Source organism: Brevibacterium luteolum (genome assembly GCF_025147615.1).
Lineage (GTDB): Bacteria > Actinomycetota > Actinomycetes > Actinomycetales > Brevibacteriaceae > Brevibacterium > Brevibacterium luteolum.
Genome location: NZ_JALXPM010000001.1, coordinates 15,285 through 38,758 on the forward strand (window position 1 = coordinate 15,285; position 23,474 = coordinate 38,758).

Annotated in this window: 24 protein-coding genes and 4 tRNA genes; 9 read left to right on the forward strand and 19 right to left on the reverse strand. The window is 67.5% G+C overall.

The window, feature by feature from the left end; all coding sequences use genetic code 11:
• Positions 1-141 precede the first annotated feature (141 nt).
• From rplA to M3C25_RS00075, 6 genes are all read right to left on the reverse strand, one after another.
• Positions 142-837: a 50S ribosomal protein L1 gene (gene rplA / locus M3C25_RS00050; protein ID WP_102161446.1), complete on the reverse strand. Its 696-nt coding sequence runs from the start codon at positions 835-837 to the stop codon at positions 142-144.
• A gap of 103 nt (positions 838-940) precedes the next feature.
• Positions 941-1,378 (reverse strand): 50S ribosomal protein L11, encoded by a 438-nt coding sequence (gene rplK / locus M3C25_RS00055; protein WP_102161444.1) that lies wholly within the window; start codon positions 1,376-1,378, stop codon positions 941-943.
• A gap of 238 nt (positions 1,379-1,616) precedes the next feature.
• Complete coding sequence (gene nusG / locus M3C25_RS00060; protein WP_259793569.1) at positions 1,617-2,384, reverse strand: transcription termination/antitermination protein NusG; 768 nt, start codon at positions 2,382-2,384, stop codon at positions 1,617-1,619.
• Between the two features lie 92 nt (positions 2,385-2,476).
• On the reverse strand, positions 2,477-2,674 hold the full coding sequence (secE, locus tag M3C25_RS00065) for a preprotein translocase subunit SecE (protein ID WP_217007169.1): 198 nt from the start codon (positions 2,672-2,674) through the stop codon (positions 2,477-2,479).
• A 94-nt stretch (positions 2,675-2,768) separates the two neighbouring features.
• Positions 2,769-2,841 (reverse strand) — tRNA-Trp (locus M3C25_RS00070).
• A gap of 107 nt (positions 2,842-2,948) precedes the next feature.
• A complete protein-coding gene (locus tag M3C25_RS00075) occupies positions 2,949-4,688 on the reverse strand; it encodes a metallophosphoesterase family protein (RefSeq protein WP_259854425.1) in 1,740 nt (579 codons plus the stop codon).
• Positions 4,689-4,794: 106 nt separating this feature from the next.
• Here M3C25_RS00075 and M3C25_RS00080 point away from each other — a divergent pair, with 106 nt between their 5' ends.
• Positions 4,795-5,817, forward strand: a complete 1,023-nt coding sequence (locus M3C25_RS00080) for an adenosine deaminase (protein ID WP_259854426.1) — start codon at positions 4,795-4,797, stop codon at positions 5,815-5,817.
• A 35-nt stretch (positions 5,818-5,852) separates the two neighbouring features.
• Here M3C25_RS00080 and M3C25_RS00085 read toward each other — a convergent pair whose 3' ends face one another.
• The 5 genes from M3C25_RS00085 to M3C25_RS00105 form a co-directional block, all read right to left on the reverse strand.
• The gene (locus tag M3C25_RS00085) at positions 5,853-6,983 is read right to left on the reverse strand and encodes a UDP-N-acetylmuramate dehydrogenase (RefSeq protein WP_259854427.1); all 1,131 of its coding nucleotides are present in this window, start codon (positions 6,981-6,983) and stop codon (positions 5,853-5,855) included.
• Positions 6,980-7,471 (reverse strand): MaoC/PaaZ C-terminal domain-containing protein, encoded by a 492-nt coding sequence (locus M3C25_RS00090; protein ID WP_102161435.1) that lies wholly within the window; start codon positions 7,469-7,471, stop codon positions 6,980-6,982. Before M3C25_RS00090 ends, M3C25_RS00085 begins: the two co-directional genes overlap by 4 nt.
• On the reverse strand, positions 7,468-7,923 hold the full coding sequence (locus tag M3C25_RS00095; RefSeq protein WP_165884664.1) for an FAS1-like dehydratase domain-containing protein: 456 nt from the start codon (positions 7,921-7,923) through the stop codon (positions 7,468-7,470). The genes M3C25_RS00090 and M3C25_RS00095 overlap by 4 nt, the downstream gene beginning before the upstream one ends.
• A gap of 124 nt (positions 7,924-8,047) precedes the next feature.
• Positions 8,048-8,938, reverse strand: coding sequence for a TetR-type transcription factor C-terminal domain-containing protein (locus M3C25_RS00100; protein ID WP_259854428.1), 891 nt, complete (start codon positions 8,936-8,938; stop codon positions 8,048-8,050).
• A 94-nt stretch (positions 8,939-9,032) separates the two neighbouring features.
• Positions 9,033-9,494 (reverse strand): pyridoxamine 5'-phosphate oxidase family protein, encoded by a 462-nt coding sequence (locus M3C25_RS00105; protein WP_259854429.1) that lies wholly within the window; start codon positions 9,492-9,494, stop codon positions 9,033-9,035.
• A 376-nt stretch (positions 9,495-9,870) separates the two neighbouring features.
• Here M3C25_RS00105 and M3C25_RS00110 point away from each other — a divergent pair, with 376 nt between their 5' ends.
• Together M3C25_RS00110 and M3C25_RS00115 are read left to right on the forward strand one after the other, a co-directional pair.
• The gene (locus M3C25_RS00110) at positions 9,871-10,824 is read left to right on the forward strand and encodes a cyclase family protein (protein ID WP_259854430.1); all 954 of its coding nucleotides are present in this window, start codon (positions 9,871-9,873) and stop codon (positions 10,822-10,824) included.
• Between the two features lie 29 nt (positions 10,825-10,853).
• A complete protein-coding gene (locus M3C25_RS00115) occupies positions 10,854-12,485 on the forward strand; it encodes a class I adenylate-forming enzyme family protein (RefSeq protein ID WP_259854431.1) in 1,632 nt (543 codons plus the stop codon).
• A 56-nt stretch (positions 12,486-12,541) separates the two neighbouring features.
• Here M3C25_RS00115 and M3C25_RS00120 read toward each other — a convergent pair.
• The 4 genes from M3C25_RS00120 to glsA form a co-directional block, all read right to left on the reverse strand.
• Positions 12,542-12,615 (reverse strand) — tRNA-Met (locus M3C25_RS00120).
• 26 nt (positions 12,616-12,641) lie between these two features.
• A tRNA-Thr gene (locus M3C25_RS00125) sits at positions 12,642-12,714 on the reverse strand.
• Positions 12,715-12,770: 56 nt separating this feature from the next.
• Positions 12,771-13,565 (reverse strand): glycerophosphodiester phosphodiesterase, encoded by a 795-nt coding sequence (locus M3C25_RS00130; RefSeq protein WP_259854432.1) that lies wholly within the window; start codon positions 13,563-13,565, stop codon positions 12,771-12,773.
• Complete coding sequence (gene glsA, locus M3C25_RS00135; protein WP_259854433.1) at positions 13,565-15,358, reverse strand: glutaminase A; 1,794 nt, start codon at positions 15,356-15,358, stop codon at positions 13,565-13,567. Before glsA ends, M3C25_RS00130 begins: the two co-directional genes overlap by 1 nt.
• Positions 15,359-15,624: 266 nt before the next feature.
• Here glsA and M3C25_RS00140 point away from each other — a divergent pair, with 266 nt between their 5' ends.
• From M3C25_RS00140 to M3C25_RS00155, 4 genes are all read left to right on the forward strand, one after another.
• The gene (locus M3C25_RS00140; RefSeq protein WP_259854435.1) at positions 15,625-15,963 is read left to right on the forward strand and encodes a S24/S26 family peptidase; all 339 of its coding nucleotides are present in this window, start codon (positions 15,625-15,627) and stop codon (positions 15,961-15,963) included.
• Complete coding sequence (locus M3C25_RS00145; RefSeq protein WP_259854436.1) at positions 15,956-16,744, forward strand: LPXTG cell wall anchor domain-containing protein; 789 nt, start codon at positions 15,956-15,958, stop codon at positions 16,742-16,744. The genes M3C25_RS00140 and M3C25_RS00145 overlap by 8 nt, the downstream gene beginning before the upstream one ends.
• A gap of 109 nt (positions 16,745-16,853) precedes the next feature.
• Positions 16,854-17,309, forward strand: a complete 456-nt coding sequence (locus M3C25_RS00150; protein ID WP_259854438.1) for a hypothetical protein — start codon at positions 16,854-16,856, stop codon at positions 17,307-17,309.
• 35 nt (positions 17,310-17,344) lie between these two features.
• A complete protein-coding gene (locus M3C25_RS00155; protein WP_259833735.1) occupies positions 17,345-17,689 on the forward strand; it encodes a transcriptional regulator in 345 nt (114 codons plus the stop codon).
• A gap of 104 nt (positions 17,690-17,793) precedes the next feature.
• Here M3C25_RS00155 and M3C25_RS00160 read toward each other — a convergent pair.
• Positions 17,794-17,875, reverse strand: a tRNA-Tyr gene (locus M3C25_RS00160).
• A gap of 125 nt (positions 17,876-18,000) precedes the next feature.
• Here M3C25_RS00160 and M3C25_RS00165 point away from each other — a divergent pair.
• Positions 18,001-18,492, forward strand: a complete 492-nt coding sequence (locus M3C25_RS00165) for a YajQ family cyclic di-GMP-binding protein (RefSeq protein WP_259833742.1) — start codon at positions 18,001-18,003, stop codon at positions 18,490-18,492.
• On the opposite strand, the gene M3C25_RS00170 is transcribed toward M3C25_RS00165, so the two are convergent.
• The gene (locus M3C25_RS00170; protein ID WP_259854440.1) at positions 18,483-19,796 is read right to left on the reverse strand and encodes an alpha/beta fold hydrolase; all 1,314 of its coding nucleotides are present in this window, start codon (positions 19,794-19,796) and stop codon (positions 18,483-18,485) included. The two genes, M3C25_RS00165 and M3C25_RS00170, sit on opposite strands and share 10 nt — an antisense overlap.
• Positions 19,797-19,798: 2 nt before the next feature.
• On the reverse strand, positions 19,799-21,220 hold the full coding sequence (locus tag M3C25_RS00175; RefSeq protein WP_259854442.1) for an FAD-dependent oxidoreductase: 1,422 nt from the start codon (positions 21,218-21,220) through the stop codon (positions 19,799-19,801).
• 121 nt (positions 21,221-21,341) lie between these two features.
• Here M3C25_RS00175 and rarD point away from each other — a divergent pair, with 121 nt between their 5' ends.
• A complete protein-coding gene (gene rarD, locus M3C25_RS00180) occupies positions 21,342-22,415 on the forward strand; it encodes an EamA family transporter RarD (protein WP_311200460.1) in 1,074 nt (357 codons plus the stop codon).
• A gap of 23 nt (positions 22,416-22,438) precedes the next feature.
• Here rarD and M3C25_RS00185 read toward each other — a convergent pair whose 3' ends face one another.
• Positions 22,439-23,470, reverse strand: coding sequence for a polyprenyl synthetase family protein (locus M3C25_RS00185; protein ID WP_259854444.1), 1,032 nt, complete (start codon positions 23,468-23,470; stop codon positions 22,439-22,441).
• Positions 23,471-23,474 lie beyond the last annotated feature (4 nt).

The window sequence follows — 23,474 nt, forward strand, 5'->3', positions numbered from 1 at the left end:
TGCGAGCACAAATTCCGGAGCCGGACAGACTGCGCTCAACGCCACAGGCCCCGCCTGTCCCCAACGGTGTGGGGCAGGCGGGGCCTGCGGGGTGTGGCTGCAGACCTCAGACCGACTGGCGGCCGGGTCGCGCCTCCGATGTCACTTGCGCAGGGCGGAGACGTCCATCGGGATGGCCGGGCCGTTCGTCGTCGTCATGGTCGCCTTCGAGATGTAGCGGCCCTTCGACGAGGAAGGCTTGAGGCGCATGACCTCGTCCATCGCAGCGTTGAAGTTGTCCTCGAGTGCACTCTGGTCAAAGGACACCTTGCCGATGATGAAGTGCAGGTTCGAGTGCTTGTCGATGCGGAACTCGATCTTTCCGCCCTTGATGTCCGAGACAGCCTTCGCAACGTCCATGGTGACGGTGCCGGTCTTCGGGTTCGGCATGAGGCCGCGGGGGCCGAGAACCTTGCCGAGTCGTCCGACCTTGCCCATCATGTCCGGGGTGGCGACGGCTGCGTCGAAGTCGGTGAAGCCGCCAGCGACCTTCTCGAGCAGGTCATCGGAGCCGACGTAGTCGGCACCTGCTTCGCGGGCTGCTTCGGCACGGTCGCCGGCTGCGAACACCAGGACCTTAGCGGTCTTACCGGTACCGTGCGGGAGGTTGACGGTGCCGCGCACCATCTGGTCAGCCTTGCGCGGGTCGACGCCGAGGCGCAGAGCGACCTCAACGGTGGCGTCGAACTTCGCGACAGAGGTGTCCTTGGCCAGGGAGACTGCCTGAGCCGGTTCGTAGTATGTGTCAGCCGCGATCTTCTCCGCGGCGGCCTGATAGGCCTTTGAGCGCTTTGCCATCTGCTTCTCTCCTTGCAGTTGTGGTGTCGGGGAGCGCGCTGCTCCTACCACGTGACGTCGGTGCCGTCACCGGCCGGTTTCACCGGGCCGGCGGCACCGTTGGTCACATTTCGACGTCGGTGGTGATTCCCATCGAGCGGGCGGTGCCGGCCACGATCTTCGACGCAGCGTCGATGTCGTTGGCGTTGAGGTCCGGCATCTTGGTTTCGGCGATCTCGCGCACCTGGTCCTTGGTCAGGTGTCCGACCTTGTCGGTGTGCGGGGTGGCCGAGCCCGACTTGAGACCGGCGGCCTTCTTGATGAGCTCCGCAGCCGGCGGAGTCTTCGTGATGAAGGTGAACGAGCGGTCTTCGTAGACGGTGATTTCAACCGGGACGACGTTGCCACGCATGGACTCCGTTGCGGCGTTGTACGCCTTGCAGAACTCCATGATGTTGACGCCGTGCTGACCAAGCGCGGGGCCGATCGGCGGTGCGGGGTTGGCCGCACCAGCCTGGATCTGAAGCTTGATCAGGCCGGCTACCTTTTTCTTGGGAGGCATTCTTCGGTCCTTAATACTTCGATGAAGCCCTCGGCGGCTGCCGAGGGTCGTTCCCTGCGCGGGATGCGTCAGGGGTATCGCGCCGCGATCCGATGAATGTCGCAGGCGCAAACCACACCATTATTCCATGAACAGCCCGCGGTTGTTAAATCCAGCCCCAGGGCTCACAGACGCCACCGCGCCCGAGGCGGTTCTCACCTCGGGCGCGGATGCGTGCCGGCGAACGTTGTGGTGCGGCTCAGATCTTGGCGACCTGGTCGAAGCCGAGCTCGACGGGCACGTCGCGCTCGAAGATCGACAGCAGGACGGTGAGCTTCTGGGATTCGGGGCGGATCTCCTGGATCGTGGCCGGGTGGCCCTCGAAGGAGCCCTCCTTGACCATGACCGATTCGCCGACCTCGAACTCGACCTCGTAGGAGGCGGTTCCCTCAGCGGCGGCCTTGGCCTGCTCGCCGGCTTCGGCAGCGGCCTTGGCCTGCTCCTCTTCGAAGACCGGGGCGAGCATCGAGAAGACCTCGTCGATGGTGAGCGGGACGGGGTCGTAGGCGTTGCCGACGAAGCCGGTGACGCCCGGGGTGTGGCGGACAACACCCCATGACTCGTCGGTCAGCTCCATGCGCACGAGTACGTAGCCGGGGATGCGCACGCGGCGGACCTGCTTGCGCTGGGCGTTCTTGACCTCGATGACGTCTTCCATCGGCACCTGGATCTCGAAGATGTAGTCTTCCATGTCCAGCGAGATGATGCGGTTCTCGAGGTTGGCCTTCACGCGGTTCTCGTAGCCGGCATAGGAGTGGATGACGTACCAGTCGCCGTCCTTCATGCGCAGCTCGGACTTGAACTCCTCCGCCGGATCGTGCTCGTCGCCGGTGTCCTCGGCGGCCGGTGCCTGTTCGGTCGCCTCGTCGGCGGCCGGCTGGCTGGCAGTCTCCTCAGTGACAGCCTCATCGGCAGTCGGCTCTGCGCCTGCGTCGAGGTTCTCGGTTTCCGGGGTGTTGTCCGACACCTGTTCTCCTTGTGCTTAGGTCGTGGGGCGTGGTCTGGCGTGTGCGGGGCGCGTCTGCGGCTGTGTCGCCGCTCGGCGGCTGGATCAGCCGACTAACCCCACAGAGGCCAGATCGGCGAGCCGCCGAAGACGAAGCCGGAGAGCTTTCCGAACAGCAGATCCAGGACGGTGACGAGCAGCATCATGAAGATGACGAACCCGAGCACGACGAGCGTGTAGTTGATGAGCTCCTTGCGGGTGGGCGTGACCACCTTCTTGAGCTCGCCGATCACCTCGCGGAAGAACTGCATGATGGTGCCGAAGAAGCCGCGCTTCTCAGAGGTTCCTGCGGGTGTCTCGCTCACGCTTCCTCACTCGGGGGTCGTTGTGCTTCGCCGTTCTCAGCAGGGGTGACAGGACTCGAACCTGCAACCTACGGTTTTGGAGACCGTTGCGCTACCAATTGCGCCACACCCCTTCGGCCATGCGGGCACAGCCGGGACATGAAACAGACCCGGAGACCCGGGTCGGCTTCCGCCAAGGTACGAGCATACACGCTCGATGTCTCATCCGTCTAACGACGGTTCACTCCGCTTCTGCAGGCGCCCAGGGGCCCGGCTGCGGGATGGGCATCCACGGGCTGAAGCTCACATGCGCGTCCATGTCGACGGTGACGACCTGGATGTCGATGGGCTTGCGGGTCTGCGCGTCGTAGCGGATGAAGGAGAACTCTGCGGGCATCTTGAGCGGTCCCGGCGTCAGCGCATTGGCCAGTGCCCCGCCGGTCGTCGAGTTGACGAACCGGGTGGCCGGGCCGAACGCCTCGGGCCCGACCCGCCGGTGCCAGTGCCCGGAGACGGCGAAGCCTGCACAACGGTCTCCGAGGGCGGCAGTCGCCTGCCTGGGGTCGTGGATGACGAGGGTGTCGATGTTCTCGGCCGCACACGCCTCGGCTGCGACTCTGTCGGTGAATTCCGCGCCGGTCTCTCCGCGTTCGAGCACGTCACCGGTGGGGAAGACGGTGCGCCGCGGATCCGGCAGCCCGAAGAACGTCAGCCCGGCGGCGGTCACCGGCTGGCCGTCGAGGACCTGCCAGCCGAGTGAGCGGGCGTGGGCGGCGGTATCGGCCGAGTCGTGGTTGCCCTTGACGTAGAGGCGCGGCAGGCCGTGCGGCAGCGCCTGGTGCACGGAGTCGACGCAGATGTTCTCGGCGGTGGTGCCGGTCATCGTGATGTCTCCGCCGTCGAGGTAGAGGTCGGCCCCCGACAGCTGGGCGGCGCGGGCGAGGACCCGCGACATGCCGGTGTTGCAGTGGATGTCGGAGGCCATGAGCACGGTGATGATGCCAGCCGGCTCACCCTGTTGTGCGCCGGCCTGCCCGCCCGCCTGGGCCGCCCCGCCGGTGGCCCCCTCCCCGGTGGCCGTCCTCCCGATGGCGGCCTGGGCACCGTCGCCATCGGCTGACTGGTCACCATCCAGCGGCTGGTCCCAGTTGGGCCGGGGCACCAGGTCCGCGCCCGAGGTGGTGCGCGGGCTGGTCGGGCGCTGAAGCCAGGCGACGTCCAGGCTCGTGCGGGCGGTGTCGTAGAAGGTCTCGTTGTCGTTGTAGTAGTCGGTGACGACGCGGGCGACTTCGTCGATGACGCCGGAGAACCTGCCGGTCACCTCGGATCCGGCCAGCGGTGTGCGCTCGAACACCGGATTCGGGGTGATCTGCTTGGGCGCGCTCACCGGCACGGCGATGATCGCGATGAGCACCGCAGCGAGGCTGAGCACGAGCGCGGTCATCGGCCCGTCGGCCGGGTCCCGCTCGCTGGCGGTCTCGGGCTGCAGGCGGGTGCGCCTGTGCAGCAGGTATGCGCCGGCCACCACAGTGACGACACCGGCGGCGATGAGGTCGCGGGTGAGCGCATCGGCGATGATGCCGTTGCGCACGACGGTGACGAGGGCGTCGATGTCGCCGAACAGGCTGGCGTAGGAAGAGGCGTCCTGGGCGAGTTCATCGATCGTCGAGACCGGCACGCCGGCATGGTTGGGGATCTCCTCGACGGTGACGTCGACGCCGAGGCCCAGCGGCAGCCTGTCGCCTGCCGGGATGACGAGCTGGCCGATCGGTCCGAGGTCGATGGTGATCGCCCCGTCGGTCGTGACCGCATAGGTTGCATCGTGCGGGCCGAAGGCCGCCTCGGTCTTGGCGGTCGTCACCGCCCACGGTGCGGCGAGCAGGGCGCCTGCCAGGAACAGCCCGAGGGCTGCGGCCAGGAACCGCGCCACGGATGCAAGGCGGGACAGGGCCCGGCGTGCGGGGCGCGGAGCTGAGACCATGCGGGCAATTATACGAGCGGCCTGCCACCCGGTGGCAGGCCAGCCCATCAGGGCAGATGCCGGCAGCCGGCGGCAGGCGCGACACGCCATCGACTAGACTGTCGTCATGGTGACACGGGAGGATCTGCGCGCACTTCCCAAAGCCCACCTGCACCTGCACTTCACCGGCTCACTGGCGGATGAGACGCTCGCCGAGCTCGCCGCCGAGGCCGATATCCGGCTGCCGCGCGGCATCGTCGGTTCGACTCCGGCCAACCTCTCCCCTGACCAGCGCGGCTGGTTCCGCTTCCAGCGCCTCTACGATGCCGCCCGTGCCGTGGTGCGCGGGGAGACGATCATGCGCCGGGTTGTCGCCGAGGCCGCAGCTGCCGACCGGGCCGAGGGCTCGCGCTGGCTGGAGCTGCAGATCGACCCAACCTCGTATGGCCCCTTTGTCGGCGGCATCACCCCGGCTCTGGAGATCGTCCTCGATGAGGCCGCCCGCCAATCCGGGCCGGACTTCGGCATCGCGATCATCGTCGCCGCCTCCCGCACCCGCAGCCAGTTCGAGGCCCGGACGCTTGCCCGGCTTGCCGCCCAGTACGCCGGCGATGAGGCCGCCACGGTGGTGGGCTTCGGGCTGTCGAACGATGAGCGGCGCGGCGACACCGCGGAGTTCCGGCACGCTTTCCGCATCGCCCGCCGGGCGGGCCTGGCCTCCCTGCCCCACGGCGGGGAGCTGCTGGGTCCCGCGCACATCCGCGAGGTCATCGCGCACCTGCACCCCCACCGCCTCGGGCACGGGGTGCGGGCGGTGGAGGATCCGCAGCTGCTGCGCCAGATCGTCGAGGCCGGCATCGGCCTGGAGGTGTGCCCCGGCTCGAACGTCTCACTCGGGGTGTACGCGACGCCCGAGCATGTGCCGCTGCGCAGGCTGTACGACTCCGGTGCGCAGATCGCGCTCGGCGCCGATGACCCGCTCATCTTCGATTCGCGGCTGGTCGATCAGTATGTCGCCGCCGCCGAGGCGGGTCTCACCCGGGCAGAGATCGCTGAGCTGGCACGGCAGTCCTTTGCGATCTCGCTGGCACCTGCGCGGATCCGGCAGGCCGCCGCGGCCGACATCGACCGCTGGGAGGCCGCAGGCTGAACAGCCCTGCGGGCCCACGGACCAGGTCCGCAGGCTCAGATCCGGCAGCCGATGAGGTTCGGTTCGGGTTCGAGCCGGATGCCGGTGGCCTCTTCGACGCCGTCGCGGATGTGCCGGGCGAGGTCGAGGATGTCGGCGGTGCGGGCCTGACCGCGGTTCGTCAGCGCCAGGGTGTGCTTCGTCGACAGGCGGGCACGGTGATCGCCGATCCCGAATCCCTTGTGGAAGCCGGCCCGGTCGATGAGCCAGGCGGCCGAAGTCTTCTTCCGGTGCTCATCGCGCATGCCGGTGAGCGGGTCGATGACCGGGTACTCCGGTGCGCCCTCGGGCAGCGGGGTGGCGACCGGGATGATCGGGTTGGTGAAGAACGACCCGCATGACCACGTGTCGTGGTCCTCTGAGTCGAGGACCATGCCCTTGGAGGCGCGCACGGCGAGCACTGCCTCGCGCACTTCGGCCAGCGGCACGCGGTCTTCGAGGTCGACGCCGAGGGCGCCGCCGAGCTGCTGGTAGCGGATCGGCGCGGACTCTGCCGAGGCGGTGAGGACGAAGCTGACGTCGAGGACGACGAAGCGCACGGTGCCGATCTCGGCAGTGGTGCGCTTGAGCCGGGAGGTGCGGTAGCCGAATTCGAGTTCGGCGCGCGGCAACGTGATGATGTCGCCGGAGAGCCGGTCGTAGACGGTGACGGATTCGAGGGTGTCAGCGACTTCGGCACCGTAGGCGCCGACGTTCTGCACCGGGGTCGCACCGGCTGAGCCGGGGATTCCGGAGAGCGCCTCGAGCCCGGAGAGCCCGCGGGCCACGGTCTCGGCCACACAGTCGTCCCAGTTCTCACCAGCGGCCACGCGCAGCAGCACCCGGTCGCCGCCGAGCTCGGTGAACTCCATGCCGCTGGTGCGGATGAGGCAGACCGGGCCTGCGAAGCCGACATCGCTGATGACGAGGTTCGAGCCGCCGGCGATGAAGAGCACATCGGGATTCAGCCCCTGCCCGCCGCCAGCCGGCTCCTGCTCACCGCCGCGGGATTCGGCGGCCCGGTCGGCGGTCAGCGGGTGGGCGGCGAGGAAGTCGAGCAGTTCCTCACGGGTGCTCACAACGGTGAGGTCGGCGGCTGGGCCGCCGACGCGCATCGTCGCATAGTCCGCCAGCTGTGTCTGACTCACGCCAGTCGCACCTTCGCCTGGGTGCGTCCGAGCACGGTGTCCTCACCGCAGCTGACGGAGATGTCGAGGCGCACGGTGCCGGCCTCTTCGTCGATCGCGCCGACGACGGCGGCCATGTCGAGGTAGGCCGTCGGGGTGTCCGGGGCGCCGGAGTCAGCATCGGCGACGACGACCGGGGCGGTGAAGCGGGTGCGGCAGTCGATGATCGCGCCGGGGTCGACTGCCCATTCGGTGATGCGGGCCAGCACCGATCCCATCGAGAGCATGCCGTGGGCGATGACGTCATCAAGGCCGACTTCGCGGGCGAAGCGCTCGTTCCAGTGGATCGGGTTGTGGTCTCCCGAGGCGCCGGCGTAGGCGACGAGATCAGCGCGCGAAAGCGGGATGCGTGCGGAGACGACGGTGCGGCCGACCTCCTGGTCGCGCAGCTTCGGCGCCAGGTCGGTGCCGGAGGGACGGTATTCCTCGCGTTCGACAGACTCGCTCATGCTTCTCCTCCTCGCACGACGATCGTCGAGGTCACGGTGACCACGGGCGCGTCGTCGCTGTTCGCGTCGGTGAGTTCGGTGCGGGTGGTGATCATCGCGTGACCGCCGGCCTCGCGCAGCCCGTCGACATGGCAGACGGCGTTGAGCCTGTCACCGGCGACGATCGGGCGGGTGTAGGTGAACTGCTCGGAGCCGTGGACGACGCGGGAGAAGTCGATGCCGGCCTCCGGGCTGGAGATGTAGAGCGCCTCGGCGCGCTGGGAGGCGATGACGGCGAACGTCGGCGGAGCGACGACGTCGGCGTAGCCGAACTCAGCTGCGGCCTCAGCGCTGCGGTGGGCGCGGTTCGTCGCCCCAGTCGCGCGGGCGAACTCGATGATCGCCTCGCGGGAGACCTCATAGGGCTCCGGCAGGGCGTAGCTCGCACCCTGCAACTCGGTGTTGACAGCCATCGGCAGATGTACCTCCTTGGGCACAGGCGCTGCGCCCGTGCGGGTTCGTCCGGCTCAGGTGGACAGACTGCCGGCACCTCCTGGCCTCAGGCCGGGAACGTGCGGCAGCCCCGTTGCTGCGAGTCTATCGCCCGGGGCCGGGCACTCGCATCATCGCCAGGGCGTACTCGGCGAGGTTGTCGGCAGCGGCGTCCTTGGACACCGGGCCCTCAGGGTCGTACCACTGCGAGGTCGAGGTGCACATGTTCGACACCACGCGGCCGGCGAAGCGCCAGTCGGGGTTGGTGAACACGCCGGACTCGATGCCCTCGCGGGCGAGCGCGTCGACGGTGTGCTGCACATCGCGGCGCAGCCCTGCGATGCGGGAGCGGTCGGGTTCGTCGATGCTGCGCATCTCGCTGGCGCCGATGAATCCCTTGCGCCGCTGCTCCAGGTGGAACAGCGCCAGCTCGCGCACCACCCGCCGGTAGCGCTCCTCGACGGGCTGGCCCTCTGCCTCCTTGAGGGCCTCGTCCATCCGGCTGATGAGCTCGGACATCGTCACGTCCATGAGGCTCACGAGCATCTGCTGCTTGGAGGTGAAGTAGTGGTAGACGCCGGCCACGCTCACCCCGCCGGCCTGGGCGATCTGCCGCATCGAGGTGCCGTGGTAGCCCCAGCGGACGAAGCAGTCGATGACCGCCTCGACGATCTTCGGATGCGGGGCGTCCGGGGCACCGCGCACGAGGTGAGGGGCACCGGCGTGCTCACGGCCGCCGGGCCCGGTGCGCACCGCACTGGGCTCGAACTCGCTGGAGTACATGAGGTCTTCGAGTTCGAGGCCGAGCACCTCGGCCAGCCGTGAGACTCGCTCGACGGTGACCGAGACGCGTTCGCGCTCGATGAGGGACAAGGTGGCGGGACTGACGCCGATCTGCGAGCTGAGCTCCTCCAGCGTCAAACCGGCCTGTGTTCGGGCCGCACGGACGCGGCCGCCGATGCCCGATCCGCCTTCAACCCCATGAACTTTAACCATACTAAACAGGATACGGCACTCACGCGCCGTCTGCAGGCATGTCCACCGCGCGTTTCCGGGTCAGCGTGGCCCAGTTGCCGAATGAGCGTTCGGCTCAGCAGGTGACGTCGGGTTCGACCTCGGGTTCGGGGCCGAAGCGCAGGCTGCGGCCGGTCACCTCGGTCGGGCGGATGCGGATGTGGCGGGACTTGGTGCTCGCCACCCACGGGCGCAGTCCGGCCTCTTCGGCCGCGGCGATGTCGGCGGCGGTCTCGAGCACCTCGGCGCGGCCCTTGACGACGACGCTGCGGGCGCCGGGTGCGGCGATGCGGTCGACTTCGAAGGCGACCCGGTCACTGATCGTCACGGCGGCGAGCTTGGTGCCGGCGGCGGTGCGGATGTAGAGCGCGCCGTCGTAGGCGGCGTAGTTGACGGGGAAGATCTCGATCTCACCGTCGACGGCGACGGCGAGCCGGCCGAAGCTCTCGGATTCCAGCAGCACCCAGCACTCATCGAGGCTGAGGGTCTCAATCGGCGGCGGGGCGGTCTTCTCGGGGTTCTGCGTGATCTGTTCCATAGTCCATTGTGAGCCCGGGCACACCTCATGCGGAGCGGGTGGCCGCCAGGCGGAACCGGTTGGCTCAGATTCCCGAACCCAGCACGGCCACCAGGACTGATGCCGCACTCACCCAGACACCCCCCTCGGGAGCGGCAACGGGCTTTCACTGCGACCTGGGGTGAGCGGCCGCACAAGCGCGGAACCTGTCTCGGCTCGCAAAATTGCGCGCCTGGGGTATTGACACCCCGGCGCCTGCGCACAAAAATCAAAGGATAAAGACTGAACGATTGTTCGCCAAACATTAAAACCGGGTGCTCGGCGTCGCGCACCGCCGTCGGCATCGGCGCACCCGATGAATGGCTCGTATCCGCCGAACTCCCCTGGAGGGAATGCCATGACCGATGTACCCAATCTCACCGAACTGCTCGCTAACGCACCGACCAACTGGGGCAAATGGGGACCCGATGACGAAGTGGGGTCACTCAACTACCTGACTCCGGCCAGTGTGCTGCAGGCGATCTCGCATGTCACCTCAGGAGAGGTCCACACACTCCAGCGCCTCATCGGCGATCCGAAGGGCGACCCGGTGTGGCCTGGCCGCTCGCCTGCCGAGCGCGAGATGGTGATGGACGAATCCATCTGGGACCGCGAGGACGCACCCCAGTTCCCCGGCGGCCTGCACTATGCCGATGACAAGATCGAGGCGTTCCTGCAGGGGTCCACGCAGTACGACGCGCTCGGCCACGTCTGGTACGACGGCAAGCTGTGGAACGGCTATGACGCCCGGACCACGGTCGGCGGCATGGACAAGGCCAGCGTCGAGCCGATCGCCCAGCGCGGCGTCGTCGGCACCGGCGTACTGCTCGACATGGCCCGGCATTTCGGCGTCGAGGCGATGGAGGCCAAGCACACCTTCGACCACACCGATCTGCTCGCCTGCGCCGAACGCCAGGGCGTCACGATCGACAAGCGCGACATCCTGCTCATCCGCACGAACCACCTGCAGCTGTTCTTCGAGCAGGGCGAGAGTTTCTACGAGGACTTCTGCGAACCGGGCCTGGAGTACAGCCCGGAGCTCGTGCAGTGGTTCGCCGATATGGAGATCCCCAACCTCGTCACCGACACCATCGCCAACGAGGTGACGATGGACCCCTCCACCGGCGCCGCCCTCGTCCTGCACAACGCGCTCATGCGCAACCTCGGCATCGCCTTCACCGAGATCTGCGACCTCGAATCGCTCGCCGAAGCCTGCGACCGCGAAGGCCGCTACAAGTTCTGCTACATCGCAGCCCCGCTCAAGATCCACCGCGCCACCGGCTCACCCGTCAACCCGATTGCACTGCTATGAACACACCCACGTCAGATTCCATGTCAGACATGCTGCCCCTCGATCAGCACCTGCCAGTCCCCTACGCCACAGTGCCGCAGATGTTCGCCGCCACCGTGGCCAAGCGTCCGTCAGCCACACTCATCGACTGCTTCGGCCGCACGTGGACGTGCGCTGACGCCGAGGCGGAAGCCGAGCGCCTCGCCCGTGTGTTCGCCGCGCACGGGATCGCCGCAGGCGACCGGGTCGCGCTGTTCGCCCAGAACGACCCGATCTTCATCACCGGGCTGCTGGCAGCCTGGAAGCTCGGTGCCATTGCGGTGCCGGTCAATCCGATGAACACGGCCCGCGAGCTGGGCTACCAGCTGGAGGACTCAGGGGCGAAGGCTCTCATCACACTGCCGGGTCTGTGGTCGCTCGTCGCCCGTGAGGTCGTGACTGCCGGCATCGGCGCTGTCGAGCTCGTCATCGTCGCAGGCCACGATGAGTGGCGGATGACAGGCGACCGGCCGGAGCAGTCCCGCGCGGAGGTGACAGACGAGCTCCTCAAACCGGCTGGTCAGGCTGTCGTGTGCTCGGCTGATGACCTGCCGGCCGGCTCGGATTACGAACCGGCCGAGCTGACAGGCGACGATGTCGCGCTGCTGACCTACACCTCGGGAACCACCGGCAAGCCCAAGGGTGCGATGAACACGCACGGGAACCTGACGTTCAATGCCGAGACCTATGTGCAGATCTCCGCGCTCGAACCCGGCGAGGCGATCCTGGCGGTCGCGCCGCTGTTCCACATCACCGGGATGGTCGGCCACGTCATGCTCGGGCTGCGGCTCGGCACCCCGATCGTCATCACCCACCGCTTCCACCCCAGCGTCATGCTCGAGGCGATCCGCCGCACCCGCCCGGCCTTCACCGTCGGTGCGATCACTGCACTCATGGCACTGGCCGACAGCCCGGAGGCGAGGGCCGAGGACTTCACCAGCCTGCGCACGATCTACTCCGGCGGCGCCCCGATCGCGCCGTCGCTCGGTGATCGCCTGGAAAGGATCTATGGCGCGTATGTGCACAACATCTTCGGGATGAGCGAGACAGCCTCTCCGACGCATCTGGTGCCGCGCGGCCAGCGCGCACCGGTCGATCCCACCTCGGGTGCCCTGTCGATCGGCAAGCCGGTCTATGACACGCGCGCGCGGATCGTCGACGAGAACCTCGCCGACCTCCCGCCGGGTGAGTACGGCGAGATCGTCATCACCGGCCCGCAGATCACCCCGGGCTACTGGAACAAGCCCGAGGCGACTGAGGGCGCCTTCGTCGATGGCTGGCTCAAGACCGGGGACATCGGCTTCGTCGACGACGAGAGCTGGTTCTACCTCGTCGACCGGAAGAAGGACATGATCAACGCCTCCGGCTACAAGGTGTGGCCGCGCGAGGTCGAAGACGTCCTCTACACGCATCCGGCCGTCGCCGAGGCGGCGGTCATCGGGGTGGCCGATGAGTACCGGGGCGAGACGGTCAAGGCCTTCGTGACGCTGCAGAGCGGGCAGCAGGTGGAGCCTGCGGAACTGGTGGCCTTCTGCAAGGCGAATATGGCGGCCTACAAGTATCCGCGCGAGGTCGAGATCCTCGACGAGATGCCCAAGACGGCCACCGGCAAGATCCTACGCCGCCAGCTGCGCACGCCCTGAACCTGCAGACGCGAAACGGCCACCACACGCGCTGTGTGGTGGCCGTTCTTCTGCCGTAGCGGGGGCGGGGCTCGATCCCGCGACCTCACGATTATGAGTCGTGCGCTCTAACCACCTGAGCTACCCCGCCGCAGTACCGCTTTTGAGCGGCACGAGAGCCCCGAAAGGGAATCGAACCCTTGACCTTCTCCTTACCATGGAGATGCTCTGCCGACTGAGCTATCGGGGCAACGAGAAAATACTATACACACTTTCCCGGTGCTGACAAAATCGGCGTCCTGACGGTCAGTCTGCGTCGTACTTGGCAGTCAGATAGCCCTGCAGACGACCCGGATGATCAGTGATGATGCCGTGCACGCCGGCGGCCATGAGACGCTCCCAGTCGGCCGGCACATTCGACGTCCACACGAGGCAGCCGTAGCCTTCGGCCATGAATTCCTCCAGCAGCGCCTGACGCAGGAAGAATCCGCGACGTGAGGGGTTGTAGAACGTCACATCGAGGTCGGCGGCCAGCGTCTTGTCCTCTGGCCGGGGCACCATGCGCAGCAGCCCGCGGGCGACCATCGGGATGAGGTCGCGCACGGCGGTGAGCGTCTTGGGCGAGAAGCTCTGCAGGATCATCCGGTCAGCCATCCCGGTGGCCATGATGTCGTCGGCAACCTTCGCGATCGCACCGGGTGACCAGTCGTCTTTGAACTCCAAGAGCAGGTTGCCGTCAAAGTCTGCCAGATTGGCGAGCACGGTGCGCAGCTTCGGCACCCGTTGGCCGATGAAGCCCGGGCCCAGCCATGAGCCGGCATCGGCTAACGAGATCCGTTCGTCGCTCATCTGCGCTGCGGTTCCCGTCGCCGAGGTGGTGCGGTTCAGCGTCGTATCGTGCAGCACGATCGGGGTCCCGTCAGCGCTGATCCCGATGTCGATCTCGATCCAGTCGGATCCGAGCACCCGGGCAGCTTCGACAGCGACGAGGGTGTTCTCCGGTGCGACTCCCGAGTAGCCCCGGTGGGCGATGACCCACGGCTTGTGCTCCCCACCGGGAGCGTGCGGGTACCCGTGATCGGCGAGGAACGCCTCGAACATCAGTTGACTCCTCGCATGACCTGCCCGAGGCGGCTGTAGCCTTCGACCGCGATCGCGCGCCACAGCATGGCCGCGGCTTCCGGATCCGACTTCTCCAGCTTCTCGATCGCGGACTTCGACAGCAGTTCGACAACGGTCGGCTCAGCCACGCGGACGTCGAAGGGCTGATGGTAGGTCTCATTGAGGGCGAGCTCACCGAAGGACATGCCGGCGACGAGCTGCGCGTTGACGTCGCCGCCCTCATCCTCAGGATTGAGGGTGTGCACCTCGCCGGAGACGATGAACCGGATGCCGTCGAACTCGTCACCGACCTTGCGGACGATATCGCCGGTGTCGTACTCCTCGCGCTTGAGCAGGCTGACGACCTTCTCACGGATCTGCTCGTCGATGCCCTCGAGCAGCACTGGAGTGGAGATCGCCTCGTCGGGGAAGCAGTCCTCGTCGCCGTACTGGCGGAGAATCTGATCCTCAGCCCACGAGAGGGCATCGTTGCGGTCCTCGAAGATCTCGACCCGCATATCGACGGGCACGAGGAGGTTCGCCAGCCGGTCGAACGGGTCGACGAGACCGAGTGCGGTGTCGACGTCGGCGAGCGCGGCGGCCAGCCGCGAGATCGCCTTGACTGAGACCTCGGCGATGTGATCGGCACGCGAGAGGTCGACGACGACGCAGACGGTGTTCCTGTCGAACGTCGCGACCTCACGGGAGAGCACTTCGATGCCGGAGAACAGCAGGTCGCCCATGATTTCGAGCACATGGGCGCGCTCGCCGTATTCTGCGAGCACCGCCTCGGCGGCTTCCGGGCGACGCGTCGTCGAGGGCACATGGTCGATGGTGTCGTGCGTGCGGATCGTCGACAGACCGGCCTTGGAGGTGCGCACGAAGTGCAGCTCCAAGTCGCGGGAGAGGATCCGGTGGGCGGCCAGACCGCGCACGCTCGAACCATGCTGGTCGAGCGGCGGTGCGTAGGTGGCGATGCCGAGCTGGCCGGGCAGAGCGGAGATGATGCCGCCGCCGACGCCGCTCTTGGCCGGCATGCCGACCGAGGACACCCAGTCACCGGAGTCGTCGTACATGCCGCAGGTGAGCATGACCGACAGCACCCGCTGGGCGACCTGGCGGGAGAACACGCGCTTGCCGGTGACCGGGTTGACGCCGAGGTTGGTCAGCGTCGCGGACATGATCGACAGGTCCTTCGCGCTGGTGAGGATGGCGCACTGGCGGCTGTAGTCGTCGAAGGCCGGCAGCGGATCGCCGTCGATGATGCCCCATGAGGCGAGGAACCACGACAGCGCGCGGTTGTGCATACCGCCGTCGCGATCTGCTTCATAGGAGACCTCGTCGACTTCGAGGTCCCGTGCAGCGCAGTCGGACATGACGCGCAGGATCTTGTCGAAGACCTCGCCGTCGGAGTCCGGGAGAATCTGCGCGGTCGCAGCGATCGCACCGATGTTGATGAGCGGGTTCTTCGGCCTGCCGGTGTTGGCCTCGCTGGAAAGGTCCTTGAACGAGGAGCCCGAGGGCTCGACGTCGATCTTCGCGTCCATGAACCGGAAGCCGCGGTCCTGCAGCGCGATGGCGTAGCAGAACACTTTGGAGATCGACTGCATGCTGAAGGGCACCTCGGCGTCGCCAGAGGTGTAGGTGTATCCGTCAGCGGTCGTCATCGCCAGGCCGCACAGATCGGGGTCGGCCTCGGCGAGGGAGGGGTTGTTCTTCGGCTGTTCACCGCCGTGAACATCGAAGAGACGCTCGTGCACGGAGTCGAGGTACTGCTGAATGGGCGATTGCATGGTTCCAGGCTAGCCGACGCATCCTGTCCCACGCTGACTGTTCGCACGGCGGGGACAGTGAACACCGTTGATGCATCGGTCGCACGGCAGAGACCGGTGGGCACCTGTTCGACGAGTGAGCGACCAGTGGGCGGCAAGGTGAGCCCTTTACATCTGCGAAGGCACTCACGGTCACCCCGCAGAGGTGTGCACCCATGACCGTTTGCTGCCTGCTCATCACTCACCTGCTTCTACTCGGCAGTAATGCGTGGCTCAAGCATGCATTCATGAATATTGTCGCAGAAGCGGCTCCAAAAAGATTTTGCGCTTTCATCTGCATCCAGGGCGATGCCAACAACGCCCCAGATCCGGAACCGCTCATGCCCAAGCAGATCAAGGGCGTTGTCGTCTACCACCTGCCCTACGTCGGACACATCGCACTCGGCATCGACGGACCGGCGAAGATCGCCGCGATCACCGTCATCGGCCTGGCATTCATCGGCTACGCGATCTGGCAGCTGCTGCTCGCCGGCCGCGACCGCGTACGGCACCACCCGGATTCCGAGGATGAGACCGCACCCGGTGAGCATTGCACCGACGCCGAGGAGGCGCGCACCGATGCCTGAGACCTCCGCCTCACAGCACGCTCTCGCGCGCCGGGTCGCACGCGCCCTGCTGGCTGCCCTCGCAGCCCTCGCTCTTGCCCTGGGAGTGCTGCCTGCCACGGCGACAACCGCCTCGGCATCAGCTCCCATCGACGTCTCCGTCGACGGTGAGAACTGGGCGCCAAAGCTGCCCCGGCAGCTGTTCGACAGCGTCGATCGCCTCTCTCCCGGTGACCGCGTCGAAGACGCGGTGTGGCTGCGGAATGCCACCGCTGCGCCGATCGCCGACCGCGTGCAGATGCGCTGGATCGGGCCGGCAGACACGGCAGCGATCGACGATGTTCTCGTGGTGGGCATGAACGGGAGCTCTGCGACCGTCCGCCAGCTGCGGGCCGAACCTCTGACAGTCGACCTCGGTAAGCTCGCCCCGCAGGCCACTGCCCGTCTCGACGCCGAGGCCGTGCTTCCGTTCTCGGCGCCGAATGCGACGCAGTCGCGGTACCTCGATCTCGACCTCGTCCTCCAACTCAGCGGCGACGACGATCCCGGCCCGAGCGGTGAGCCCAGGCCGGACCCGCCCGCCTCGTCCACCCCGCCGGGACCTGAAAGCGACTCCGAGGACGGCGAGCGCAGCCTGCCGCGCGATGACGAGGCCGACCGCTGGGCACCGCTGCCGCGCACCGGAGCGGAGACGCTGCTGCTCCTGGTGGCAGGGCTGGCGGCGATCGGCGCCGGCATCACTGCGGTGCTCGCGGCCCGCCGTCGGCGCCGCGATGCCGAAGAGGACATCACACAGCGCTGAGGCACAGCCGATCAGATGCCCTCGCCTCAACAACGTGCCACTATGGAAAGTGGTTGTTAGTGTGACATCAGCCGCAGAAGACGACAGACGATGAGATGTAGGAGTCACGATGACCGACAACACCTCAGCGCACGCCCACCAGCACCCCGACCCAGTCGAAGCCCGCGCATCACTCGCCGCCGCCGAACAGGCGCGCACCGCCTCCGCGCAGGCCAACACGCTTCCTCTGGCTGCCGGCCTCCTGGCCTCCGGGGCTGCGATGACCGCCGGATCACTCGTCGTCGCCGCTGACGCCGAGGCGGGAGGCTCACCGCTGTTCATCCTGCGGATCCTGCTCTCCCTCGCTCTGCTGATCCCCGGTGGAGTCATCTACTCCGCCGCTCGCTCGTGGGCGCGCCGGGACACTATCCTGCTCGTCACCGTGCTGCTCCTGCAGGTGGGTGCCTACATCGCCGCAGCGATGGCGGCGAACCTGCTCTCCGCCCCGCTGTACGCGGACCTGGCCGCCGGCTTCATCATCCTCGGCACGACCGTGGCGATGGCCGTGCTGCGCCGCCGGGCATGAGCCGGCGTACATGAACCGGCAGACAGGAGACGATCATGACCACCCCGCAGAATGCGATTGCACAGCTGTGCCCGCTGCTGACGAACCCGACGCGGCTGGCCCTCGTCGCCGGACTCCACGGCTGTGTGCGGGCGGATTTCCGCACGATCCGCGAGCAGCTCGGCGTCAGCGATTCGACGCTGTCGAAGCACATCTCCACCCTCGAAGACGAGGAGATCGTGGCAGTCCGCAAGGGCTTCATCGGCAAGCGGGCGCGCACGTGGCTGAGCCTCACCCCAGCCGGCCGGAAGGTCTATGACGCGCATATGGCCGGGCTGCGCCAGATCGCGGGCCTGGCGTTCAGCGAGGCCGAAGCGGAGAACGAACCGAGCACCAGGTGAGCCGCAGCCGGCACCACCCTGCAAACCCGACCGCACAGGCCTGGCGACGGCATAGTCCCGGCGACGGCAAAGGCCCGAGGCGAGAACGCCTCGGGCCTTGGCTGTGGCAGGTATAGGATTCGAACCTATGAAGGCAATGCCGGCTGATTTACAGTCAGCTCCCTTTGGCCGCTCGGGCAACCTGCCAGGTGTCTGCTTGAGGCGCATGCGCGCTCAAGCACCTATGGAAGAATACTAGCTCCGCGGCAGAAACGCCAATCGCCTCAGCGCCTAGAATGGTGTGCGAAACGTCACCGTCTGCAGGAGGATCCATGGCCAGCGAATCGTCATTCGACATCGTCTCTGAAGTCGACCGGCAGGAAGCCGACAACGCCCTGAACCAGGCAGCGAAGGAGATCCGCTCCCGCTACGACTTCAAGGGCACCGACGCCTCGATCGAATGGTCCGGCGAGTCGATCATGATGAAGGCGGTCAGCGAGGACCGCGTCAAGGCCGTGCTCGATGTCTTCCAGTCCAAGCTCGTGCGCCGCGGCATCTCGCTCAAGTCCCTCGAGACCGGCGACCCGTACGCCTCGGGCAAGGAGTACCGACTGGAGGGTCACCTCAAGGAGGGCATCGACAAGGAGAACGCGAAGAAGATCGCGAAGATCATCCGCGATGAGGGCCCCAAGGGCGTCAAAGCCCAGATCCAGGGCGAGGAGCTGCGGGTGAGCTCGAAGAAGCGCGATGACCTGCAGGCGGTCATCGCCCTGCTCAAGGGCAGGGACCTCGACGTCGACCTGCAGTTCACCAACTACCGCTGACCGGGACGCTGACTGACCGGTCGCAGCCGGTCGGCCAGCAGGCTGGCGCGCAGCATCCCGCCGAGGCGGTGCGAGCCTGAACCGGGACGCCGGCCGCTGGCCGCAGCCAGCTCGTCTGCCCGCGGGCGCCGGCCGGCAGCGTGGGCGGTGACGACGGCGAGGAACAGCCCAGCGTGCGTGTCGAGAGCGCTGTGCCCGTGGTCGGGGACCGGAATGAGCGCGCCGTCGGGTGCGTCAGCTGCGATGCGTGCGGCGATGCTGCGCGGAGTGCGCAGGTCGCGATTCCCGGAGATCACGGTCACCGGGGCCTGCAGCCGCTTGAGCGCTGCCGGCAGATCATAGGACTCTCCGGCGAACGGGGTGAAGCGGCCGCCTGCGTCTCCGAAGTCCGCGGAGGAGTCGAAGAGGCTGCCGCGGCCCGGCAGTGCATAGCCGAGTTCGCGCACCGCGATCTCACCGACGAGGTCGAATTCCATGATATGCGGTCTGCGCGATTCGAGCTCGCCGGTGATGAGCGTGGTCAGCATCGCCTGCGTCCACCCGGCGCGGCCCAGGGCGATCTGGTTGAGCAGCCGGTCGAGTGTGCTGACTCCGGCGAACTCGAATACCGAGCGCACCATGCGGCCGAGGTCCTGCTGCCCGATGAGCTGGGAGCCGGTGAGGTCGCGGATCTTCATCGCCACCCGCTCGGTCCCGGGCAGGTCAGCGGCCGGGTCGACCGGCCCGGCGATGCCGGGCACCGGGCCGATCTCGCTCAGCTCTGCTGGCGGGCGGCCCTCGACGAGCAGCTGGAGGCTGTAGTCCTCGATGCGCTGCGGGAAGCCCGCGTCGATCATCGCCGAATCGAGGACGAGAGCGGCGGTGCGCTCGGGATGGTCGGCCGCGAAGGCCTGGGCCACATAGGTGCCGTACGAGGATCCGGCGAGCACCGCCTCGGGAACGGATTCCGAATCCAGGACAGCGGCGATGTCATCGGCCACCGCAGCCACGCGCATCGCCTCAAGCGGCAGATCTGCGCCGTCTGTGTCAGTGCGGGACAGGCCGATGCCGCGGTGCTCGATCATGATGACCTCGAGACCGGCGCGGGCGGCACGGGCCCGCAGCCCGGTGAACAGCAGGAGGGAGCCGAGACCCGGCCCGCCGGGGATGATGACGATCGGCAGGCCTGCTGGGCGGGTGCCGGTCACCGGCTGGCGGACGTAGTGGAGGTCGAACTCCGGGCCCGAGGCGGTGGCTGGCCGGCGCACCCGGCGCAGCCCGCGCACGGAGCGGACGATGTGCTCGGCCCGCTCCACTGCACCCACGATCAGCTTTCGCCGACGGCGACGGGGTCGGCGGCCTCGACGGCGCGGCGGGCTTCGGCGAGCATGCCCTCACGGGTGGCGATCTTGATCCGCTCACGGCCGTGCGGTTCGCCCAGCTGCTTCTCCGCGGCTTCGAGCCGGTGGTAGCCCTCCCAGTCGACGTAGTCGACGCCCTTGGCGGCAAGGAGTTCGGTGATCGCGTTCTCGCCCGGGGCCGACGGGGTCGGCAGCCGGCCGGCGACATGGTCTTCGATGAGGTGGGTGATCGTCTCGAGCGCATCGCCCTTCGTGTGACCGATGAGCCCCACGGGTCCGCGCTTGATCCAGCCGGTAGCGTACACGCCGGGGATCCACGGCGCATCAGCCGACTCCGACTGCGAGAGCGCATCGACGACGCGGCCCTCGTGGTTCGGGATCACGCCCTTGAGCTCGTCGAAGGGCAGTTCGGTCAGCGGGGTGCCGAAGTAGCCGACCGCCCGGTAGATCGCGTCCACCGGCCAGTCGACGAAGGTGCCGGTGGCGTTGACTCCCCCGCGGCCGTCGAGCTCCTGCCGTTCGGTGCGCAGGCCGGTGACGCCGGTGTCCTCGTCGCCGAGCACGGCGACCGGGGCGTGGAGGAAGTGCAGGTGCAGGCGTCGCTTGGCACCGGTTGGCTCACGCAGCGTGAAGTCCGTCAGCGTCTTGGTGACCTGCTTGGTCTGGTTGTTCGAGTGGATCTGAGCCATCGAGGCTTCGTCGAACTCGAAATCCTCGGGGTAGACGATGATGTCGACGTCCTTGACGTGGCCGAGTTCGCGCAGCTCCAGCGGCGTGAACTTCGCCTGGGCCGGGCCGCGGCGGCCGAAGACGTGGACATCGGTGACCTCGGAGCGCTTGAGTCCCTCATAGACGTGGTCGGGGATCTCCGTGGTGAGCATATCGTCGGCCTGCTTGGCCAGCACCCGGGCCACGTCGAGGGCGACGTTGCCGTTGCCGATGACGGCGACCTCCTTGGTGTCCAGCGGCCAGTCCTGGCAGACATCGGGGTGGGCGTCGTACCAGTTGACGAAGTCAGCGGCGCCGTAGGAGCGGGGCAGGTCGATGCCGGGGATGGTGAGCTTGGCGTCGACAAAGCAGCCGGTGGAGAAGACGACGGCATCGTAGTGCTGCTGCAGCTCCTCACGCGTGATGTCGGTGCCGTAGTCCACATTGGCGAACAGCCGGATGTCCCCGCGGTCGAGCACCTTGATGAGTGCGTTGGTGATGCCCTTGATGCGCGGGTGGTCAGGAGCCACACCGTAGCGCACCAGCCCGAAGGGGGCGGGGAGGCGTTCGAAGAGGTCGATGCTGACGTCGAATTCCCGTTCAGCCTTGGTCAGCAGGTCTGCGGCGTAGATGCCGGCCGGGCCCGCGCCGATGATGGCCACCCGGAGAGGACGAGTCATAACACACCTTTCACCTAGTCAACTCACGATTCTAACGTCCAGGCGCCTGATGTCGACATCTCGGGCGGTCAGTATGTGGGAAGTCACAGCAGCGATCCTGCTGTGGACTAGACTGCCGTTCGTGACTGAACGCCCGCTGACTGACGAGGAATCCGCCCGCCGCCGCTCGGGCCTGATGCTCGGTCTCTCCGGCTACCTGTTCTGGGGAGGGATGCCGCTCGTCTTCGCCGCTGCGGCCCCGGCGACGCCGATCGAGATCCTCGCCCACCGGATCGTGTGGTCTCTGGTGTTCTGCACCATCCTGCTCATCTTCGCCCGCGGGTTCCGCCGCGTCCTGGCCGCGGTGCGCGACCTGCGCGTGCTCGGCACGCTCGCCCTGGCCGCGATCGTCGTCTCGATCAACTGGTTCGGCTTCCTCCTCGGCGTCAGCCTCAATCGCGTCGTCGAGATCTCACTCGGCTACTTCTTCAATCCGCTCGTCACTGTGCTCATCGGGGTGGTCTTCCTCGGCGAGCGACTGCGCAGGCTGCAGTGGGCGGCGGTCATCGTCGGCTGCCTGGCCGTCGTGGTCATCGCCGTGGGCTACGGGCAGATGCCGTGGCTGGCGCTGCTCGTGGCGTTCTCCTTCGGCTTCTACGGGCTCATCAAGAACCGGGTCGGCGGGAAGGTCGGCGCGCTCGAGGGGCTGACAGTCGAGACTGCGGTGCTCGCCCCGGTCTGCGGGGCCTACATCATCTATCTCACCGCCACCGGTGCTTCGCACTTCGGCTCCGAGGACACCGGGCATCTGCTCATCATGCTGGCGCTCGGCCCGATCACCGCGATCCCGCTCATCCTCTTCGGCGCCGCCACCCGGCGGGTGCCGCTGTCGTGGGTGGGGCTCATGCAGTACGTCACCCCGACGATCCAGTTCATCCTCGGCATCACGGTGCTCGGCGAGCAGATGCCGCTGGCCCGCTGGATCGGGTTCATCATCATCTGGATCGCCGTCGTCATGCTCACCGTCGACATGCTGCGCGCCACCCAGGCTCAGCGGCGCCGTGAGATCCGCAAGGCCGACCGGCCCGAACCTCCTCTGCCGGCGGCAACTGGGACTCCGGATGTCTCAGCGGCTGGGGATGCGAGGGCTACCGAAGGTGTGGACGCGAATCGTCCGGAGGCAGACGAACCGCCGGCAGCCGGCCACCGCGCATAGGGCAGTCGCCTGCCGGGTGAGCCTCAGGCGACGCGGGAGACGACGGTGTCGGCGAACGCGGCGAGGCTGTCCTTGATCCAGCCGGCCGGCAGCGCTTCGAGGGCGCTGACCGCGGCATCGGACCAGCGGCGTGCTTCGGCGCGCGCCTCAGCGGTCACCGGGTGGGCGGCGAGCGCTGCACGGGCGGTCTCGAGTGCGTCATCGGAGGACAGGTCGGCGGCAAGCAGCTCGACGATGCGCTGCGCCTCAACGTCACCGGCTGCGGCAGCCCGGCGCAGGTAGAGCACCGGCAGGGTCGGCACGCCCTCGCGCAGGTCAGTGCCGGGCGTCTTGCCGGAGGTCTGCGCGTCGGAGGTCAGGTCGATGATGTCATCGGCGAGCTGGAAGGCCACACCGACGCGTTCGCCGTAGTCGCGCAGCACCGGCACGAGCTCGGCTGGGCCGCCGGAGGCGAGCAGCCCGAACTCACAGGAGCCTGCGATGAGCGAACCTGTCTTGTCAGCCAGCACCTTGAGGTAGTGCTCGATCGGGTCGTCACCGGGCTGGGGGCCGACGAATTCGTTGAGCTGGCCGAGGACGAGGCGTTCGAAGGTACGCGACTGCAGTTCGACGGCGGCGAGGCCGAGTTCGGCTGAGAGCAGCGAGGCGCGGGCGAAGAGCAGATCACCGGTGAGGATCGCCACCGAGTTGCCCCACACCTCGTGTGCGGCCTGCGCGCCACGGCGCACCGGGGCGTCGTCCATGACGTCGTCGTGGTAGAGGGTCGCGAGGTGGATGAGTTCGACGGCCGCGCTGGCCTTGACGACATCGCGGGTGCTGGAGTCGCCGTATTCGGCGGCGAGCAGCACGAGCATCGGCCGGACCCGTTTGCCGCCGGCGCGCAGCAGATGATGGGAGGTCTCGTTCGGCAGCTTGTCGGTCTGCGTGACGGCGATGTCGAGGAACTCCTCGACCTCATCCAGGCGCGCTGTCAGGGCAGCGCTGAGCTCGGATCCGGCGCCGGTGAAGGAGACCGGCGACAGCGGACCCGTCATGGGTGTCGAATGCTTCGTCATGTCC

Coding starts and splice junctions, on each gene's coding strand:
- glsA (WP_259854433.1), bottom strand. CDS start 15,358: ATGCAATCGCCCATTCAGCAGTACCTCGACTCCGTGCACGAGCGTCTC.
- M3C25_RS00110 (WP_259854430.1), top strand. CDS start 9,871: ATGACCGATGTACCCAATCTCACCGAACTGCTCGCTAACGCACCGACC.
- M3C25_RS00115 (WP_259854431.1), top strand. CDS start 10,854: ATGCTGCCCCTCGATCAGCACCTGCCAGTCCCCTACGCCACAGTGCCG.
- secE (WP_217007169.1), bottom strand. CDS start 2,674: ATGCAGTTCTTCCGCGAGGTGATCGGCGAGCTCAAGAAGGTGGTCACG.
- M3C25_RS00080 (WP_259854426.1), top strand. CDS start 4,795: ATGGTGACACGGGAGGATCTGCGCGCACTTCCCAAAGCCCACCTGCAC.
- M3C25_RS00130 (WP_259854432.1), bottom strand. CDS start 13,565: ATGTTCGAGGCGTTCCTCGCCGATCACGGGTACCCGCACGCTCCCGGT.
- M3C25_RS00145 (WP_259854436.1), top strand. CDS start 15,956: ATGCCTGAGACCTCCGCCTCACAGCACGCTCTCGCGCGCCGGGTCGCA.
- M3C25_RS00090 (WP_102161435.1), bottom strand. CDS start 7,471: ATGAGCGAGTCTGTCGAACGCGAGGAATACCGTCCCTCCGGCACCGAC.
- M3C25_RS00075 (WP_259854425.1), bottom strand. CDS start 4,688: ATGGTCTCAGCTCCGCGCCCCGCACGCCGGGCCCTGTCCCGCCTTGCA.
- M3C25_RS00140 (WP_259854435.1), top strand. CDS start 15,625: ATGAATATTGTCGCAGAAGCGGCTCCAAAAAGATTTTGCGCTTTCATC.
- M3C25_RS00175 (WP_259854442.1), bottom strand. CDS start 21,220: ATGACTCGTCCTCTCCGGGTGGCCATCATCGGCGCGGGCCCGGCCGGC.
- M3C25_RS00150 (WP_259854438.1), top strand. CDS start 16,854: ATGACCGACAACACCTCAGCGCACGCCCACCAGCACCCCGACCCAGTC.
- rplA (WP_102161446.1), bottom strand. CDS start 837: ATGGCAAAGCGCTCAAAGGCCTATCAGGCCGCCGCGGAGAAGATCGCG.
- M3C25_RS00155 (WP_259833735.1), top strand. CDS start 17,345: ATGACCACCCCGCAGAATGCGATTGCACAGCTGTGCCCGCTGCTGACG.
- M3C25_RS00105 (WP_259854429.1), bottom strand. CDS start 9,494: ATGGAACAGATCACGCAGAACCCCGAGAAGACCGCCCCGCCGCCGATT.
- M3C25_RS00165 (WP_259833742.1), top strand. CDS start 18,001: ATGGCCAGCGAATCGTCATTCGACATCGTCTCTGAAGTCGACCGGCAG.
- M3C25_RS00185 (WP_259854444.1), bottom strand. CDS start 23,470: ATGACGAAGCATTCGACACCCATGACGGGTCCGCTGTCGCCGGTCTCC.
- M3C25_RS00095 (WP_165884664.1), bottom strand. CDS start 7,923: ATGGCTGTCAACACCGAGTTGCAGGGTGCGAGCTACGCCCTGCCGGAG.
- rplK (WP_102161444.1), bottom strand. CDS start 1,378: ATGCCTCCCAAGAAAAAGGTAGCCGGCCTGATCAAGCTTCAGATCCAG.
- M3C25_RS00100 (WP_259854428.1), bottom strand. CDS start 8,938: ATGGTTAAAGTTCATGGGGTTGAAGGCGGATCGGGCATCGGCGGCCGC.